Here is a 16913-nt window from a genome sequence, read left to right on the forward strand (position 1 = left end):
GCGTAGCAGATTGACTTCACGCGTGAAGTCATTCGGACCTCGATAGGATGACGTGATGGCTTCCTCCCCCGGTCCGCTCCCTCCCGACGCTGCTGCGGGTCCCGTCCAGTGGCTGTCGCCCGACGAGAAGGAAGCCTGGACCGGCCTGGTGTCACTGGTGCTTCTGATGCCGGGGCGGTTGGAGTCACCGCTGCAGCAGGAAGCGGGCCTGACGCTCTTCGACTACCTGACCCTCAGCCACATCTCCGAGTCACCCGATCACGAGATCAGGATGAGTGAGCTCGCCTACCTCGCCAACGGATCGCTCTCCCGCCTGTCGAACGTGGTGAAGCGCTTCGAACAGCGAGGCTGGGTGAGGCGTTCCCCTGATCCGTCGGACGGGCGCTACACCCTCGTGGGCCTGACCCCCGCCGGCTTCGACGTCGTCGTGGCGGCTGCGCCGGCCCATGTGCGGTCGGTGCGGCAGTGCGTCCTCGACCCGCTGGACGAGGACGACCAGAGGGCCCTCGCCGTGATCGCCCGGAAACTGCGCACACGCCCCGAAGACCTCGCGTGAGTCGCTCAGCCGTTCGGTGGTGTCCCGCCGGGGGCTCCCATCCCACCGCCCATGCCGGCGGCTTCTGCCTGGGCGGCGCTGCCGGCGTAGTCGTCGGTGGGGTCGCGGTAGATGGTGTGGATGTGTCCCCAGCCGCCGGTGACGACACCGGTGACGTCGGCACCGGCGGACCCTTGCTGGTTGGCGAACTCGATGTAGACGCCGGGTCCGGAGATCTGGAAGTAGATGCCGTCGCCCTGCGTCATGTCGTAGTCGGTGGCGCCGGACCAGTTGATGTACGTCTCGTCGAGGGTGGCCTCGATCTCCGCGAGGGCATCGGCGGTGGTCTCCTCGTCCGCGAGGCCCATCCAGTTCGCGATGACGTCGAGCAGCAGCTGCTTCTGCTCGTCCGTCAGGTCTGATCCGAGGATCCCGGTCCCGGTCGGGTAGTCGCAGGTGCCGCCCGGTGCGCAGGTGAGGTTCGAGACCTCCGTCCCCTGGTAGAGGGCGGCCTGCTGTCCGGCATCGAGGCTGTCGTAGAAGGCGAAGGCGGTCTCGTACATGCCTGCCAGGGGCTGGACCTCGGTACCGTCCGCGGCGGTGTAGACGGCGGGCTGGGAGCCGAGGTGGGTGGGGGCGAAGGTGATGGCGTCCGCGGTGCCGTCCGTGCTGCCGTCGAGGGTGGCGTTGATGCCGAGGTGGTGGCCGCCGAACTGGACCTCCCATGCGTCGGTGTCCGAGGGGTCCCCGAAGAACGCGATGTAGTACTGGCCGAGGGAAGACTCCGTGCTCGTGCTGTTCTCGAGGAGGTACTGGTCGCCGTCCATGATGGCGGTGACTTCCGCGTAGGCCTCGTCGCTGAGCAGGGACTCCAGGACCGCCGATGCTGCGGTCTGCTGCTCCTCGGTGAGGTCGGTCAGGTTCAGGCCCGCCCGTTCGACGAACGTCACGGGGAAGTTGGACCACGACGTGGTCTTCGTCGCGTCGTCGTAGGAGTAGAGCACCTGCTCCTGCTGCTCCGCGGTCAGCGTCGCGAGGAAAGCGTCCGCCGCTACTGCCGTCTCGGTGATCGTTCCGGCCGTGGTCCCCGCACCGTCCGTCGAGGCGTCCGTCGAGGTGCTGTCGGCGGTACTGGTCCCGGACGCCGTGGCGCTCGACGACGTCGTGGCATCGGTCGTGGCTTCGACCGTGGCTGATGAGGTGGCGCCCGTGCCCATGGCGGACGGATCCGCCGTCGTGCTGCACGCGGCCATCGAGCCCGCGAGCGTGAGGGCGGCGATGGACGAGGCGAAGCGCACCCGGAACCGACGGGTGGAAGAAGGGTGAGTAGTCATGGAACGAGTACAGCTGCCGATTCTTTCGACAGTTCCGGTCCAGGCTGTGAGCGCGCTGTGAGCGGGCTCGATGGCGAGGTATGCCCGGCCGCGACTCCTGCCTCGCACACCTTCGGGCTGCAGTTAGGCCAGGGCGCGGCGCAGCTCCTGGCACAGCTCGCCGAGAGCCTGCGGGACGGCCCTGCTGATCCTGGGGAACGCCATGAAGCCGTGGGGCATCCCGAAGTAGGTCGTCGTGCGCACGGCGGACCCTGCGTCCTGCAGGGCGGCAGCGTAGCGGAGGCCGTCGTCCCGGAGCGGGTCGTGTTCCGCCACCTGCACCAGGGCCGGCGGCAGTCCGCTCAGGTCATCGGCCAGCAGGGGGGACGCATACGGGTGTCGCGGGTCCTGGTCCTCGAGGTAGTGCCCGCGGAAGGCCAGCATGTCCGCCTTCGTGAGGATCGGGGCGTCCGCGTTCTCCTCGATCGACGGGCTCCCCATGGTCATGTCCGTCGCCGGGTACACCAGCCCCTGGAATGCGATGGCGGGGCCGGATCGGTCCCGTGCCATGAGGGCGACGACGGCGGCCAGGTTCCCTCCCGCGCTGTCGCCCACGACGGCGACCCGGGACGTGTCGGCCCCGAGCTCCGACCCGCGGCCGATCAGGTCGACGGTCGCCGCATACGCGTCCTCCGCTGCGGCCGGCCACCGGTGGCGGGGTGCCAGCCGGTAGTCCAGGGACGCGACGACGGCGCGTGCGTCGCGGGCGATGCTGCTCGCGAACCAGTCGTACGTGTCCAGGGTCCCGGAGGTCCAGCCTCCGCCGTGGATGAACACGACCAGTGGGTGAGCCCCGCTCTGCGTCGGTGTCGGCGGGTGGTAGGTGCGCACCCGGATGACCCCGTCCGCCCCGGCGGCGGTGGTGTCCCGTCGCCGTACGCCTCTGGCCGGCCCGCCGAGCAGGAGATCGGTCAGCGGGTTGTGGCTGATCACCCGCCGCTGGTCGGCGAGGATCTGTGCCTCGGACCGCCTCGTCACGGACGCCAGGCCGATGAGCCGCCCCAGAAGCCTCGTCCGCAGGTCGATCGTCGTCATTCCTTCACCTTTCCCGTCGTGGGACAGCGCCGTATGCAGGCAGCCGGCACGGGTTCCGTCCGCCCTCCGTCCGATCAGACGGCGGACCAGCCGCCGTCGGAGGGCAGGATGGCGCCGTTGATGTTCACGCCGTCGTCGCTGAGCAGGAACGAGATCGTCGCCGCGAGGTGGGCGGGGTCGGCGATGCTGGGGATGTTGACGCGGGCGCCCTCGAGGCGGGAGGAGCCGTACGCCGAGGGCGTGGCCTGCATCGGGATGCCGGTGGCGACGCCACCCGGTGCGACGGCGTTGATACGCAGGCCCTCCTTCGCGTACATGAAGGCGGCGCTGCGGGTGATGCCCACGACGGCGTGCTTCGACGCCGTGTAGGCGACGCCCGATGCGGAGCCGCGCAGGCCTGCCTCGGAGGCGACATTGACGATCGACCCGCGGCCGGCATCGAGCATGACGGGCAGGACCGCCCGGGAGAGGCGCACGAGAGCCTCGACGTTGACCGCGAAGACGCGCGACCACATCGCGTCGGAGACCTCGTGCAGCGGGCTGAAGTCGTCGTTGATGCCTGCCACGTTGGCGAGGGCGTCGATACGGCCGTCGGCGGCGGCGACGATCCGCGCCACTGCCTCCGTGTCCGTGAGGTCGGCCGCGACGGGGACCACCTGGTGACCCTCGAGCGTTGCGGCGAGATCGTCGAGGCGGTCCGCGGCGATGTCGACGGCGAGGACGCGCCCGCCCTCGCGGGCTACCCGCGATGCCGTGGCACGGCCGATGCCGGATCCCGCTCCCGTGACGATCACGGTGCGTCCCTCGAAGCGGCCCGGAACGACGCGTTCCTGCCAGACCGAGGGATCGGCCTCGGGGATCACGCCTCCGTTGACCTGCCTCACCAGCCCGTCGACCGCGCTCTGCGGCAGGGCGCCCTGACTCAGGGCCACGAGCTGCTGCAGAGGCATGGACCGGGCCGGACCGAGAGCGGCTTCGTCGGTACCGGCCTGCACCAGGAAGCCCCGCAGGACCGGCCCTCCCTCGGGGTGGCCCAGCCACTGCTCGATCGTGCTGGAAGCGGTCAGGGTGACAGGTGTCTGCGTCATTGCTGGTCCTTCTGCTGGTCCGCCGGGAGAGGTGGTCGTTCCAGCAGGCTACATTCAACAGCGTTGAATAACCAGACCCTTGAAGGCTGGAGGCCAGCGGGTCCAACGGATCCCCGGCGGCACCGCGCAGCCTGGAGTTAGGGTTGGAGCATGATCGAGGGCAGGGCCGAGACGCGGGCGGCGATCCTGGATGCCGCACGCGCCCTCTTCCTCGAGAAGGGCTACGCAGGTGCATCGGTGAGATCGGTGGCGTCCGCCGCCGGCGTGGACGGCGCACTCCCCATCCATTACTTCGGCACGAAGGAGGCGCTGTTCCTCCAGGCCTTGCCGTCGATGCCCGACTACCAGCCCCTGCTCGAAGGAGATCCGGACAACCTGGGTGAGCGCTTCGTCCGGTACGTCCTCGAGGAGGACGGGCACCTGCGTCCCCTCTACCTCACGCTCCTGCGCGCGAGTGACACCGGAGCCGTCGGCGAGCAGCTGCGGCACCTCCACGAGACGACCTTCGTCGCGCCACTGGAGAGCCGCCTGACCGGTCCGGACGCGAACCTCCGTGCCCGGCTGGCGGCAGCCCTCGTCGGCGGGCTCATGTATGCGCTGTGGGTCGTGGGGGACGAGCAGCTGCTCGCGGACGGCGAGGACGTCGTCATCCGCCGGTACGGAGCCCTTCTGCAGCAGCTGATCGACCCGGCGTAGGTCGTCCTCGACCGGGCTCCGGGACGGGCGACTCGATCTCCACCCGCGCGAGTTCCAGTGCCGCATCGTCGGCACCGGCCGTCTCCAACGCCAGCAATGCTGCCCCCAGGATCGGGGGAGCGGTGACGAGGCGTGTCCATGCGTCGGGTGCCGCTTCCTTCAGCATCGTCCCGATCCGGGACATGAGGCGGCTGTGGTCGGCAGCCAGGACACTTCCTCCGAGGACCACGGGGACCGCCGCTTCGAGGAGGTCGAGCCGACGGAGCGCGGTGACCGCCATGACGACGATCTCCTCCGCCTGACGGTCGACGACCGACGTGGCGACCGGGTCTCCCAGGGCCGACGCCTCGAAGAGTACCGGCGCGAGGTCGATGACCGACCGGGCGGGTACCCGTTCGAAGTGGAGGTCCTCGATGACGTCCATGACCGTGGCGACGTCGTAGCTCCTGGGGATCAGGTCCTGCAGGAGTGTCTTCTCCCCGCGTCCGTCCTCGGATCGCGCCGCGTGCCAGAGTGCCCAGGCGCCGAGGTGCCCCCCGCCGCCCCAGTCCCCGGAGATCATGCCCAGGGCGGGGAACCTCGCGGTCCTGCCGTCCGCACGCACCCCGATGGCGTTGATCCCGGTCCCGCAGACGACGGCGACAGCATCCGGGTGGTCGGTGCCGGCACGGAGCAGGGCGAGGAGGTCGTTCTCGACCACCGGTTGCCGCCCGTCCACACCGGTGGCCCAGGCCTCACCCGAGATGGCGGACGTGAAGTCCTCGATCTCGGCGGGCAGGTCCATGCCGGAGAGGTAGAGACTCGTCTGCAGGAGGGGTCGTCCGTCGACGGCGGCCAGAGCGTCGGCTGCCAGGCCACGGACGGTCGCCAAGGATCGGTCGAGGCCGAGAATCTGGGGATTGGACCCGCCGCCGCGGGACCGGAAGAGGACCCTGCCCTCGAGGGTCACGGCGACGATGTCGGTCTTGGAACCGCCTCCGTCGATGGCCAGTACGACAGGGCCTCCGCTGCTGCCGTGCCGTTGGCCGGACACTGGTCCGGATCCCGGTCCGGGTCCTGATCCTGACCGGCTCATGTCGCCCAGGCCAGGTGCTTGCCGTTGGCGGCCAGCAGGAGATCCGTGAGCTTCTCGGCCTTGTCGTGCTGGCCGACGAGGGGATGGGCGAGCATCGCCTTCACGACCCGGTTCCGACCGCCATGCAGTGCGGCCTCCAGGGCGAGACGCTCGTAGGACGCCACGTGGCTGATGAGCCCGATCATCTCGTCCGGCAGTGCACCGACCGCGGGTACCGTGATGCCGGCGGACCCGATGACGGCGGGAACCTCGATGACGTGATCGTCGGGAAGGAACGGCAGGGTGCCTTCATTGAGCACATTGACGACCTGGGTGTCCCCCCGGTCGGAGGTCAGGGACGCCATCAGGTCGACTGCCGCCTCCGAGTAGTAGGCACCTCCCCTGAGCGACAGTTCTGCGGGTTTCACGTCCAGCGCGGGGTCCGCATACTTCTCCAGGAGCGCCCTCTCGACCTCCATGACCGCCTCCGCCCGGGTCGGTTGTGTGCGCTGTTCACGCAGGACCTGGTCGTGGGCGTAGAAGTATCGCAGGTAGTAGGAGGGGACCGCCCGCTGCAGGGAGATCAGTGACGCCGGAAGCTGCACCTCCTGCGCTATCTCCTCGAGGTGGTGATCGAGAAGGCGCGGCAGGACGTCGAGCGAGGTTCCGCCGGTCCTCAGGCCGACCCCGAGTTCCCAGGTCAAGTGGTTCAGCCCGACGTGCAGGAGCGAGACGTCGTGGTGCTCCACGTCGAGCAGGGCGGCGAACCTGCGCTGGAATCCGATGGCGACGTTGCAGAGCCCGACGGCCCGATGCCCCGCCTGCAGGAGTGCACGGGTCACGATCCCCACGGGGTTGGTGAAGTCGATGATCCAGGCGTCCGGCCTGGCACGTTCACGGATCACCTCGGCGATCCCGAGAACCACGGGTACGGTTCTGAGCGCCTTCGCGAGACCGCCGGGACCAGTGGTCTCCTGCCCGACACAGCAGGCCTCGAGCGGGAACGTCTCGTCCCCCTGCCGCGCCGCCTGTCCGCCGACCCGCAACTGCAGGAGGACGACGTCCGCGTCGCTGACGCCCTCCTCGATGCTCCGGGTCGTCATGATCCTGCCGGTGTGTCCGGCCTTCGAGAAGATCCGGCGGGAGAGCCCCGCGACGAGATCGAGCCTCGACGCATCCGGGTCCACGAGCCAGAGTTCCTCGATGGGCAGGAGGCGGCGGAGCCGGGCGAAGCCGTCGACCAGTTCCGGAGTGTAGGTGGATCCTCCACCGACCACGGCGACCTTCATTTCTCATCCCTACTACTCCCGGGAACCCGACGCGCTCGACGAATTCTTCTGGCGGTGCGCTGTGCGCCGTGCAGTGCGCCCAGGGCCAGCCGATCGCGTTCCGCCCCGTTGCGCAGACCACAGAGTATGGCCGGGTCCCGTCAGGGTCGCGGACCGACACGTCGCGCGCGATGAGCAGGACGCCGACCGGGTGGCGTCCTGCGACGTCGTGTCCGCGCAGCTGGGAGCTAGGGGCCGTTCCCGATGAGGCTTCGCGTCGTCTCATCCATGTGCTCTTCGACGGCGTGGATGGCGTGCGCCGTGTTCCCGGTCTTGATGGCCTCGACGATGCCCGCATGCCGGTCGGCGCTCATGTTGCTCATCGCCTGGTCGACGCCTGCGTACATGATGCTCATCCGGATGGATCCTTCGAGCGACTTCCAGGAGTGCACCAGCGTCCTGTTCCCGGTCAGCGTGCAGAGGGCGTGATGGAAGTCCAGGTCCGCCTGGATCCGCTCATCAAGGGTTCCCTCGCTTGCTTCCTCCATGAGCCGGATGTGCTGCTCGAGTTCCCTGACCGCCGTGTCCCGGTCGTCCCGGCCCGCCAGCGTGCGGGCAGCGAGCGATTCGAGCGCGGACCGCACTTCGAAGATGTCCCGGACATCGGCCGTGTCGAGGTGTCGCACAGCGAGCCGGCCCCTGGCTCCCGCCGCGATGAGGCCTTCCTGCTGAAGCTGTCGCATGGCTTCCCGGAGCGTGCCACGGCTGATCTGCAGTCGGTCCGACAGGTCGGTCTCGACGAGGTGCACGCCGGGAGCCAGTTCGCCGGTGGTGATGGCGCGGCGAAGTGCGGCGAGGGCCTGCTGGCGCAGATTGGTCTTCTCCAGCCCGCCCAGCAGTGACGATGGTGGTGCCGTCATGTCGATTCGTGTCCTTCGTCGCAATGTCGACAGTGGATTGTCGACAGCATCGATCTTACGGAACCCGACCACGCATGGGCCGTCCGACCATCAGGACAGCTCGGACAGGACTTTCTGCACGATGCGGCCGGTGGACAGCCCGTACTTCTCGTGCAGGGTCGGCAGGGCGCCTGCGTCGAGGAACCGATCCGGGAGGGCGATCGGGATGATGCGCCGCCCGCTGCCGTGTCGTACTGCGACACCGGCCACTGCCTCGAAGAGGCCGCCGACCTCCGTGTGGTTTTCGAGAGTGATGACGAGCCGATCCGGCGCGAGTTCACCGAGGATCGTCGCCGTGTCGAAGGGCTTGATCGTCGGTGAGTGGACCACCGCGACGTCGACGTGGTGGGCGGCGAGTTGTCCGGCTGCCTGCAGCGCCCTCATGGTCATCAGTCCGCTCGAGATGAACAGGACGTCGGTGCCCGGGCGGAGTTGCTTGGCCTTGCCGAGTTCGAACGTGTAGTCGTACTCGTCGAGCACCGTGGGCACGTGGCCCCTCAGCAGGCGCAGGTAGCTCGGTCTGGGGGAGGCTGCCAGCTGGGGTACGGCCTGCTCGATGTCGACCGAGTCGCACGGATCGATGATGGTCAGGTTGGGCATGCCGCGGAAGATCGCCATGTCCTCGGTGGCCTGGTGGCTGGGCCCGTACCCGGTGGTCAGACCCGGCAGGCCCCCGATGACGTTGACGTTGAGGTTGGGCTCCGCGATGTCCAGGCACAGGAAGTCGTAGGCGCGACGGGCGGCGAAGACGGCGTAGGTCGAGGCGAAGGGGACGAGCCCTGTCTCGGCCATCCCGGCGGCCGCTCCGAGGAGGAGCTGTTCGGCCATGCCCATCTGGAAGAACCTGTCAGGGAAGGCCTTCGCGAAGATGTGCATGTCGGTGTACTTGCCGAGGTCCGCCGTCAGCCCGACGATGCGCGGGTCCGTTTCGGCTGCTTTCACGAGTGCATGACCGAAGGGTGCCGGAGCGGTCTTCTGGCCGGGATCGGCGAAGGACGCGATCATCGCCGAGGTCTTCAACTTCGGTTTCGTGGCCGTCGTGGTGTCCGGCGCCTCGCTGGTGGTGCTCATGCTGAAGCCTTTCCTTCGTGTCCTGCGGTCAACTGGTCCCGGCAGATCTGCCATTCGTGTTCCTCGATGCGCATGAAGTGCGCCTTCTCCCTCTGTTCCAGAAGGGGTACGCCCTTGCCGACCTTCGTGTCGCACAGGATGACCGACGGTTCACCGGTGGCGCCGGTACGGTCGGTGATGTTGTCCAGTGCGGTCAGGAGGGCCTGGGCGCTGTTGCCGTCGACCCGCTGCGTGTACCAGCCGAAGGACGCCCACTTCTCCTCGGCCGGTTCGATGCCGAGCACGGTCTCGGTGGCACCGTCGGCCTGGAGGGCGTTCATGTCGACCAGGGCGGTGAGGTTGCCCAGCCGGTGGTGATGCGATCCCATCGCCGCCTCCCAGGTCGATCCCTCGTCGAGTTCGCCGTCCGACAGGAAGTTGAAGATGCGGGCCGAGGAGCCCTGCAGCCGCATCCCCAGCGCCATGCCCACCGCAACCGTCAGGCCATGTCCGAGCGAGCCGCCCGAGATCTCCATGCCGGGCGTATAGGACGCCATGCCGGACATTGGGAGCCGCGAGTCGTCCGAACCGTAGGTGTCGAGCTCGGTGACGGGGACGATGCCGGCTTCGGCCAGGGCCGCGTAGTGGCCGATCGCGTAGTGGCCGGTGGACAGCAGGAAGCGGTCCCGTGCAGCCCAGTGGGGGTCCTCCGGGCGGAAGCGCAGTTGGTCGCGGTACACCGCCGCGAAGATGTCCGCGGATCCGAGAGCCTGGCCGACGTATCCCTGGCCCTGCACCTCGCCCATGTCCAGGGCGTAGTGGCGGGCTCGATAGGCGGATTCCTCGACGTCCGCCACCCGGGCGGTGAAGTCGGGTGACGGCGCGACCGTCGTTGCTGGTGTGAGGGTCATGGCTGACTCCTTCTCGGGAGGGTCGAATTAGACGTGCTGGGGGAGCGGGGTGGCTTCGGCCGCCGCAGCGGCGAGCCGGCGTTCCGTCGGGCCCCAGGTCTCGCGGGTCATGAGTGCCGCTATGAGACCGATCAGGGCGTATGTGGAGAACAGGAGGGCAGGGCCGAGCCAGCCGAGCTGGCTGTACAGCAGGGTGGTGATGAACGGGGTGAACCCGGAGACCATGGCGGAGATCTGGTAGGACAGGGAGGCACCGGAGGCGCGGGTCTTGGCCTGGAACAGCTCGGGGAACCAGGCTCCCTGCGCGCCGGCCAGCGAGTTCTGGCAGACGGCGTAGGAGATGACGATGGTGATCATCACGCAGATGAACAGGCCCGTGTTGGCGAGCAGGAACATGGGGATGCCGAAGAGGACGGCGAAGGCGCAGGACCAGATGTAGACAGGACGCCGTCCCACCCGATCCGTCAGGCGGGCCCATGCCATCGTGGCGAAGATGCCGATGCCGGACGCGACGCAGAGGGAGGTCAGGGTCTCCGTCCGGGTGGCGAGCTCCGTGGTGTTGAGGTAGGAGATCATGTAGGTGACCGCGACGGCGTACCCGGCCGTCTCGGCAACGCGGAGGCAGATGCCGCGGACGATGCTGCGCCAGTCCTGGCGGATGACCTGCACGATGGGATTCTTGACGATCTCGCCGTGGTCCTTCACGTCCTCGAAGACCGGGGACTCGGGGACCTTCGATCGGATGATCAGCCCGACGATGACCAGCACGATGCTGGCCAGGAACGGAATGCGCCAGGCCCAGTCGCCGATCAGGTTGGCGCTGGCGAGGAACACCAGGTTCGCCAGGAGGAGTCCGACGGGGAATCCGGCCTGCACGATGCCGGTGTACTTCCCCTTCGACTTCCATGGCGCGTGCTCGTAGCTCATGAGGATGGCGCCGCCCCATTCCGCGCCGAAGGCCAGCCCCTGGATGATGCGCACGATCACCAGGAGGATGGGGGCGAGGATGCCCACGGTGGCGTACGTGGGCAGGAGCCCGATGGCGAAGGTCGCGAGCCCCATGATGATCAGCGAGGCGACGAGCACGGGTTTGCGGCCCACCTTGTCCCCGAGGTGACCGCCGATGATGCCGCCCAGCGGTCGAGCCGCGAAACCGACACCCAGGGTTGCGAACGAAGCCAGGGTCGCCGTGACCGGGTCTGCACCCGGGAAGAAGGCCGGTCCGAAGTGCAGCGCCGCAGCCGTGCCGAAACCGATGAAGTCGTAGGTCTCGATGACTGCTCCGACACCCGACCCGACAGCTACCTTGCGAGCGTCCTTCGTCCCATGGACGTGGCCTCGCATCTGGAGAGCTTCATTGCTCATGGGATTCCTTACTCGATGGGGGACTTTACTGTTGACAGTCAACAGACTGCTTCAGCTAGTGTGATCCAGTGCACACTTTGCTGTCAACAGTCGACAAAGCGTTCGCAGAAGACACAGACCGCGGATCGGTTCCGCACCCGCCGCAGATTCGAAGGAGCATCATGCCTGTCACACAGCGCACCGCCGTCATCACCGGAGCGACGTCCAAGAAGGGCATCGGCATCACGACAGCCCGCCGATACGCCGGACAGGGCTGGGCGATCGTCATCCTCGATCTCGACGGCGACAGGTCGGCTGCCACGGCGGCAGGGGTCGGCGGTGAGTACGGGGTGCCGGCCTTCGGGCACGCCATCGACGTCGCTGACGAGGACTCGGTGAGCCGCGCGGAACGAGCCGTCGCCGAGCAGGTTTCCGCGGGATTCCTGCCTCCGGTCGGCGCTCTCGCCAACATCGCCGGTATCACCTCGCCCGTCCCGTTCCTCGAGACCACCCTGGACCTGTGGAACAAGGTGATGGCCGTCAACGCGACGGGCACGTATCTCGTCACGAAGGCCTTCCTGCCCGGGATGCTGGAGAACAAGTGGGGGCGGATCATCAACATGTCGTCCGTCTCCGCCCAGCGGGGAGGCGGCGTTTTCGGGAAGGTCCCCTATTCCGCCGCCAAGGCGGCCATCCTGGGCTTCACGAAGGCATTGGCCCGGGAACTCGGCGACAGCGGAGTGACGGTCAACGCCGTGACGCCCGGCGCCGTCGACACGAACATCAGGGTCGGCAGCACCGACGAGCAGGAAGCCGCACTCGCGAGGGACATCCCCCTCGGCCGCACCGCGACGACCGAGGAAGTCGCCGCCGTCATCACGTTCCTCTCGTCCGACGATGCGGCCTACCTCACCGGGACGACGATCGATATCAATGGCGGAAGCCACCTGCACTAGCCTCCGGCCGTCTCCGTGTGAGCCGGTGGTCCAAGCGTGAGGCGTGCCCACCCCGATCACCCTGCTCCCGAGGCGACCGGTGAGGGGGGCGTAAGGTCGACTGGTGGATTATTCGGGAAAGCGGGCGCTCGTGCGCCGTCGTACGGCCGGCCGGCTGCCTGCCCTCGCGCTCGCGGGTGTCCTCGCAGTGGCGGGTTGCACCGCAGGAGATCCCGAGCAGCCGGCCGCGACGGAGGAGGCGCCGGCGGTCCTTCTGTCGGACCTCGCTGCCGGACAGCGGGAGGTGCTCGCGGGATCCAGGAGCGAGACGTCGGTTGCGATGAGCCGTGCCCTGTTCGAACGGAGCCCGGTAGCCGTCGTGTTCGCGCGTCACGACGATGAGGGCTATGCCCGCACCGACGCCGGGCTGGGACCCGCCGCGAGCGCTGCGGCCGGACTGCACGTCCCCCTCCTGGTCCTCGGGCCCGAGGGTGCGGGGCTCGCCGAGGTGACGGCCGAACTGGACCGGCTCGGCGTGGAGACAGTGGTCGGCTACGGCGATCCCGCCGCCGACTGGCCGGTGCTCCGCGGGGAGCGCGAGATGCTCGCGGGTCCGACGACGGTCGCGGACTTCTCCTCGGCGCTGCGACTGCCGGCGACGGCGGTCGAGGTCGAACCCCACGCGATCGCAGCGTCGGTCGGCGCACTCGAGAGCGAAGCCCTTCAGGTGCTGGGCGTGACACAGCCGGAATCACCGGCCGCGCCGTCGTCGGGCCCACCCGGGGACCTGACCGGCCCCGCGACGACGGACGTCCTCCCGGAGTTCCGCGCCCCGGAGCAGCCGTCGCCCGCATTGGTGCTGGCGACTGCCACGTCGGCGCCCGCATCCCTGGCCACGGCCCGAGCCGCCGGCGCCGAGGTGCAGGTCCTTCCGGACGGCGATCCGCGCTCGACGCCGACGGCCGTCCAGGCAGTCCACGCCCATGCGCAGGCCCCCGTTCTGGCGGTGGGCGACGGATTCGGTCCTGCCGGCCAGTTCGCCGCCCGCGTCGATGTCGCGGCGACGGGCGTCGAGCTACCCGGAGGCGGGCAGACCGTCTTCCCCGGGCGGCGGATGGTCGCCCTCTACGGTCATCCGAGTGGCCCCTCTCTCGGAGCATTGGGCGAGCAGGGCATCGAGGCGACCATGGCGAGGGCTCGGGAGCTCGCAGCCCAGTACCAGCCCTTCAGCGACGAACCCGTGGTGCCCGCGCTCGACCTCATCGCAAGCGTCGCGAGCAGCGACCCCGGGCCCGACGGCGACTACTCGAACGAGACGCCCATCGACGTGCTCGAACCCTGGATCGAGGCGGCCGATGAAGCGGGCGTCTATGTCATCCTCGACTTCCAGTCCGGCCGCACCGACTTCCTCTCCCAGGTGCGCCGCTACGAGGACCTCCTGGCACGCCCTTCGGTGGGCCTCGCTCTGGACCCCGAGTGGAGACTCGCCCCCGATCAGGTGCCTCTCGAGCAGATCGGTACCGTCGGTGCGGCGGAGATCAATGCGACATCGACCTGGCTCGCCGACCTGACGCGGGACAGGGCACTGCCGCAGAAGCTCTTCATGGTCCACCAGTTCCGGGTGGACATGATCAGCGGGCGGGAGGACCTCGACGTCTCCCGGAGCGAACTCTCCATGACCCTGCACGCCGACGGACACGGCACGCCGGGGGAGAAGCTCGAGACCTGGGGAGCCCTTCAGGGCGTGATGCCACGCGGGATCTGGCCGTCCTGGAAGAACTTCTACGACGAGGACAAGCCGATGCTGACGCCCGCACAGACGTACTCGCTCATCGAGCCGAAACCATGGCTGGTGACCTACCAGTAGGTCCCGACCGGAAGAATGCGCCCGCCAGGAAGGGAGCCGCTGCTAGTCTGGCGCCACCTTCGACCAAGGAGTGCCGTGGCACCGGAGATCGACCCGCATGACCTGACGCCCGGGCAGATCGAGCTGATCAACGAGGGCCGGAAGCTCGAAGGCGTCCATCTGACGCTGTTCGGTTATTTCGGAGGTCCCGAGCTGCAGGGCGCATGCATCGGGCGCATGCAGCTCGACGAGGACGGCGAGCTCCCGGCGGCGAACTACGAGTCGCCCGAGGCCCGGCTGCGGGCGCTGGTGATCGCGCAGCTCCTGCGCGGGGCGTTGCGGCAGTCCATCCCGATCGTCCTGGCCGGGATCTTCGAGGACATCTTCGCCCTCCGCACCCTGGAGGCAGCCGGCGGAGACGCGCAGGCCTACATCACCTCGGCCGGGGCGCGGATCGTCGACGGCCTGCCGCCGGCATACCGACGCCACTACACCTCCGATTTCCTGCAGCGCTTCGCCGTCGTCGTCGCCGAGGTGGCCTCGGACTTCGAGCTCGGCTGGGAGGAGCCGCGCACCTTCGCGCACGAGCTCGCCGCCTACTGCTTCGCGAAGAAGGGTGTCCGGAACGCCGACACCGAGTACGGCGCGGGCCTTGGAGCGGTGAACCTCGACCGGATCATGGTCGGCCTGCTCGAGGACACCGGCGTGCTGGAGGAGGCCTATCGGCCGGTACCGGACGGCGTCGATCCTGGGGCGCCCGCCTGGTTCGTGCCCTACAACCCGGCGTCCCGTGTGAACTCCTACCTGTACCCGGAGGGGATGCCGAGCACGGAGCAGGTCGACCTGCTCGAGCATCAGATCGCCCACGAGGTCCCGGAGAGGCATCCGGGCCCGTCCCGGCAGAAGGCCTTGGCCGAAGGCGCCCTGATCGACGTCAGCCCCTACGCCTCCAACCGGTACTTCCTCTGTCCTGTCGCCGTCGAGCACACCGTCGTCGCCGGCCTCGGCCTCGACGGTCTGCCGTCCGACTCCGAATGGGAGGACCTGCTGCTGCACCCCGCCTGGCACGGAGCCGCGGAACACCCGACCTGGAAAAGCTTGGACTACGTCGCCACCGGCTTCGACGGCCAACTCCTGTATGTGGCTTTGGTCGCAGGCACCGACGAGATGGACTCCCCGGTCCTCACGATCCAGTACATCGGCGAGGTCCTCGGCGAGGGCACCGACGAGTCGTAGCCTCGTGCCGGGGCCGTGCGTCGGGTCGCCATGATGTCACCTGAACTTCTGCCGGTGGAACCGAATCATCCCGCCCGTACCCTTGACCTTCCCCTACCCCTCCATGGTCAACTAGTCAGTAGGCTTAGCAGTTGGTCAAGAAGCCGGCTGACACTCAAGCCTCTCGGGCAGGAGTCGGGATCGTTCGTTGCTTCAGTCCGACTCCTGCCCCCGCCCCGCGCTCCGCAGCCTCCGGGCCCGACCGACGGGGCTCACATCAGGACGGCGTCGAGCAGGACGTGCGTGGATCCTGCGGTGGGCCCCTTACACGGGAGCCGCAAGCCAGAGATCGGGTCCGAAGACTTCGTACTGGATCTCGCGTGCCGGGATGCCGGCGGCGATGAGGGTGGAGCGGATCTTCTGCATGAAGGGCAGGGGCCCGCAGAGGTGGTACCGAGCCCCTGTCGGCAGGTCGACGCCCGTGAAATCCATGGGTCCGGTCCGCTCGGCGGTCGTCTCCGGGCGTTCGGGGTCGTGTTCGGTGTACCAGGTGGTCAGGCTGGCCTGCGGTAGCTGTTCGAGGTTGGCGTGGATCTGCAGCCGGAGCGCGAAGAGCTCAGGGTTCCGGGCGGCGTGCAGCACGGTGACCTGCCGGGTGGATCCGGTATGGGCGAGGTGGGAGAGCATTCCGGCGATGGGGGTTACACCGATGCCGGCACTGATGAGCACGACCGGCCGGTTCGAGTCGGTGAGGACGACGTCGCCGAAGGGCTCGGACAGGACCAGCTCGTCACCGATCTGGGCGGTGTCGTGCAGGTGATTGGAGACCTCGCCGTCGGGGCTGGTGGCGTGATGAACCCGTTTGACGGAGAACTGGCGACGGTCCCCGTCATCGGCGCGGGTGAGGCTGTACTGGCGGGGCTGATGCGTGCCGTCGGGCAGGAGCGCCTGCAGGGTGACGTACTGTCCCGGCAACGACGGCGCCGCCTCCTGATGGGGAGCCCGGTCATCGACCCGAGCGACGACGAACGTGACGACCTCCGGTGTCTCCTGGATCCGTTCGACGACCCGCCAGGGAGCCCAGACCGTGTCCGGGGTGACGCCGGCCGCGGCGTAGAGGGTGCGTTCCTGATTGATGAGGGCGTTGGCCATGAGCCAGTACACCTCGTCCCACGCCGCTGCGACCTCTGGGCTGACGGCGGCGCCGAGGACGTCGACGATCGCCCACATCAGGTGCTCGTGGACGACGTCGTACTGTTCCGGGCGGAGGCCGAGGGACGCGTGTTTGTGCGAGATGCGTCGCAGCAGGTGATCAGGGAGCTGGTCCGGGGTGTGGATGAGGAAGTCGGCGAACTCCGCGACGGCCCCGGCGAGGGCCTGCTGCTGGCGTCCCTGCGCCTGGTTGCCGCGGTTGAACACCCCGTCGAGCAGTTCCGGCTGTGCGGCGAACATGTGCTCGTAGAACCGGCGGGCGATGTCCTGGATGGAGGCTCCCACGACGGGGAGGGTCGCCTCGATGACGGGTCTGGAGGTATCGGACAGCATGGAAGAAGAGCTCCTTCGACGACAGGCAGGCGCCCGTCGAGTGGGGGGTGGGAGTCAGT

Annotated in this window: 15 protein-coding genes; 5 read left to right on the plus strand and 10 right to left on the minus strand. The window is 68.5% G+C overall.

Annotated features, from left to right (window positions below; all coding sequences use genetic code 11):
• Nucleotides 1–55 precede the first annotated feature (55 nt).
• Complete coding sequence (locus ACX80K_RS13620) at nt 56–556, plus strand: MarR family winged helix-turn-helix transcriptional regulator (RefSeq protein WP_459272428.1); 501 nt, start codon at nt 56–58, stop codon at nt 554–556.
• 5 nt (nt 557–561) lie between these two features.
• Here the strand turns inward: ACX80K_RS13620 and ACX80K_RS13625 are convergent, their stop codons facing one another.
• The 3 genes from ACX80K_RS13625 to ACX80K_RS13635 all read right to left on the minus strand — a co-directional run bounded on the left by ACX80K_RS13625 (nt 562) and on the right by ACX80K_RS13635 (nt 4031).
• A complete protein-coding gene (locus ACX80K_RS13625) occupies nt 562–1869 on the minus strand; it encodes a DUF3500 domain-containing protein (RefSeq protein ID WP_459272429.1) in 1308 nt (435 codons plus the stop codon).
• Nucleotides 1870–1992: 123 nt separating this feature from the next.
• The gene (locus tag ACX80K_RS13630; protein WP_459272430.1) at nt 1993–2943 is read right to left on the minus strand and encodes an alpha/beta hydrolase; all 951 of its coding nucleotides are present in this window, start codon (nt 2941–2943) and stop codon (nt 1993–1995) included.
• Between the two features lie 74 nt (nt 2944–3017).
• Nucleotides 3018–4031, minus strand: coding sequence for an SDR family NAD(P)-dependent oxidoreductase (locus tag ACX80K_RS13635; protein WP_459272431.1), 1014 nt, complete (start codon nt 4029–4031; stop codon nt 3018–3020).
• Between the two features lie 150 nt (nt 4032–4181).
• On the opposite strand from ACX80K_RS13635, the gene ACX80K_RS13640 reads away from it, so the two are divergent.
• Nucleotides 4182–4727 (plus strand): TetR/AcrR family transcriptional regulator, encoded by a 546-nt coding sequence (locus ACX80K_RS13640; protein ID WP_459272432.1) that lies wholly within the window; start codon nt 4182–4184, stop codon nt 4725–4727.
• Here ACX80K_RS13640 and ACX80K_RS13645 read toward each other — a convergent pair.
• From ACX80K_RS13645 to ACX80K_RS13670, 6 genes are all read right to left on the minus strand, one after another.
• Nucleotides 4678–5760 (minus strand): N-acetylglucosamine kinase, encoded by a 1083-nt coding sequence (locus ACX80K_RS13645; RefSeq protein ID WP_459272433.1) that lies wholly within the window; start codon nt 5758–5760, stop codon nt 4678–4680. The genes ACX80K_RS13640 and ACX80K_RS13645 overlap by 50 nt on opposite strands.
• A 38-nt stretch (nt 5761–5798) precedes the next feature.
• A complete protein-coding gene (locus ACX80K_RS13650; protein WP_459272434.1) occupies nt 5799–7070 on the minus strand; it encodes a 6-phospho-beta-glucosidase in 1272 nt (423 codons plus the stop codon).
• A gap of 227 nt (nt 7071–7297) precedes the next feature.
• A complete protein-coding gene (locus tag ACX80K_RS13655; protein WP_459272435.1) occupies nt 7298–7969 on the minus strand; it encodes a GntR family transcriptional regulator in 672 nt (223 codons plus the stop codon).
• 90 nt (nt 7970–8059) lie between these two features.
• On the minus strand, nt 8060–9079 hold the full coding sequence (locus tag ACX80K_RS13660; protein WP_459272436.1) for a transketolase family protein: 1020 nt from the start codon (nt 9077–9079) through the stop codon (nt 8060–8062).
• Complete coding sequence (locus ACX80K_RS13665) at nt 9076–9969, minus strand: transketolase (protein ID WP_459272437.1); 894 nt, start codon at nt 9967–9969, stop codon at nt 9076–9078. Before ACX80K_RS13665 ends, ACX80K_RS13660 begins: the two co-directional genes overlap by 4 nt.
• Before the next feature lie 27 nt (nt 9970–9996).
• Nucleotides 9997–11334, minus strand: a complete 1338-nt coding sequence (locus tag ACX80K_RS13670; RefSeq protein WP_459272438.1) for an MFS transporter — start codon at nt 11332–11334, stop codon at nt 9997–9999.
• Between the two features lie 161 nt (nt 11335–11495).
• Here ACX80K_RS13670 and ACX80K_RS13675 point away from each other — a divergent pair, with 161 nt between their 5' ends.
• The 3 genes from ACX80K_RS13675 to ACX80K_RS13685 all read left to right on the plus strand — a co-directional run bounded on the left by ACX80K_RS13675 (nt 11496) and on the right by ACX80K_RS13685 (nt 15330).
• Nucleotides 11496–12269, plus strand: a complete 774-nt coding sequence (locus ACX80K_RS13675) for an SDR family NAD(P)-dependent oxidoreductase (RefSeq protein WP_459272439.1) — start codon at nt 11496–11498, stop codon at nt 12267–12269.
• A gap of 103 nt (nt 12270–12372) precedes the next feature.
• A complete protein-coding gene (locus tag ACX80K_RS13680) occupies nt 12373–14115 on the plus strand; it encodes a serine/threonine-protein kinase (protein ID WP_459272440.1) in 1743 nt (580 codons plus the stop codon).
• 75 nt (nt 14116–14190) lie between these two features.
• Nucleotides 14191–15330 (plus strand): hypothetical protein, encoded by a 1140-nt coding sequence (locus ACX80K_RS13685; RefSeq protein ID WP_459272441.1) that lies wholly within the window; start codon nt 14191–14193, stop codon nt 15328–15330.
• Nucleotides 15331–15633: 303 nt separating this feature from the next.
• On the opposite strand, the gene ACX80K_RS13690 is transcribed toward ACX80K_RS13685, so the two are convergent.
• A complete protein-coding gene (locus ACX80K_RS13690) occupies nt 15634–16854 on the minus strand; it encodes a globin domain-containing protein (RefSeq protein ID WP_459272442.1) in 1221 nt (406 codons plus the stop codon).
• Nucleotides 16855–16913 lie beyond the last annotated feature (59 nt).

The organism is Arthrobacter sorbitolis (genome assembly GCF_054510995.1).

What these genes read in the sequence shown, in the direction of transcription:
- ACX80K_RS13620 (WP_459272428.1), top strand. Translation starts at nt 56, where the DNA reads ATGGCTTCCTCCCCCGGTCCGCTCCCTCCCGACGCTGCTGCGGGTCCC.
- ACX80K_RS13625 (WP_459272429.1), bottom strand. Translation starts at nt 1,869, where the DNA reads ATGACTACTCACCCTTCTTCCACCCGTCGGTTCCGGGTGCGCTTCGCC.
- ACX80K_RS13630 (WP_459272430.1), bottom strand. Translation starts at nt 2,943, where the DNA reads ATGACGACGATCGACCTGCGGACGAGGCTTCTGGGGCGGCTCATCGGC.
- ACX80K_RS13635 (WP_459272431.1), bottom strand. Translation starts at nt 4,031, where the DNA reads ATGACGCAGACACCTGTCACCCTGACCGCTTCCAGCACGATCGAGCAG.
- ACX80K_RS13640 (WP_459272432.1), top strand. Translation starts at nt 4,182, where the DNA reads ATGATCGAGGGCAGGGCCGAGACGCGGGCGGCGATCCTGGATGCCGCA.
- ACX80K_RS13650 (WP_459272434.1), bottom strand. Translation starts at nt 7,070, where the DNA reads ATGAAGGTCGCCGTGGTCGGTGGAGGATCCACCTACACTCCGGAACTG.
- ACX80K_RS13655 (WP_459272435.1), bottom strand. Translation starts at nt 7,969, where the DNA reads ATGACGGCACCACCATCGTCACTGCTGGGCGGGCTGGAGAAGACCAAT.
- ACX80K_RS13660 (WP_459272436.1), bottom strand. Translation starts at nt 9,079, where the DNA reads ATGAGCACCACCAGCGAGGCGCCGGACACCACGACGGCCACGAAACCG.
- ACX80K_RS13665 (WP_459272437.1), bottom strand. Translation starts at nt 9,969, where the DNA reads ATGACCCTCACACCAGCAACGACGGTCGCGCCGTCACCCGACTTCACC.
- ACX80K_RS13670 (WP_459272438.1), bottom strand. Translation starts at nt 11,334, where the DNA reads ATGAGCAATGAAGCTCTCCAGATGCGAGGCCACGTCCATGGGACGAAG.
- ACX80K_RS13675 (WP_459272439.1), top strand. Translation starts at nt 11,496, where the DNA reads ATGCCTGTCACACAGCGCACCGCCGTCATCACCGGAGCGACGTCCAAG.
- ACX80K_RS13690 (WP_459272442.1), bottom strand. Translation starts at nt 16,854, where the DNA reads ATGCTGTCCGATACCTCCAGACCCGTCATCGAGGCGACCCTCCCCGTC.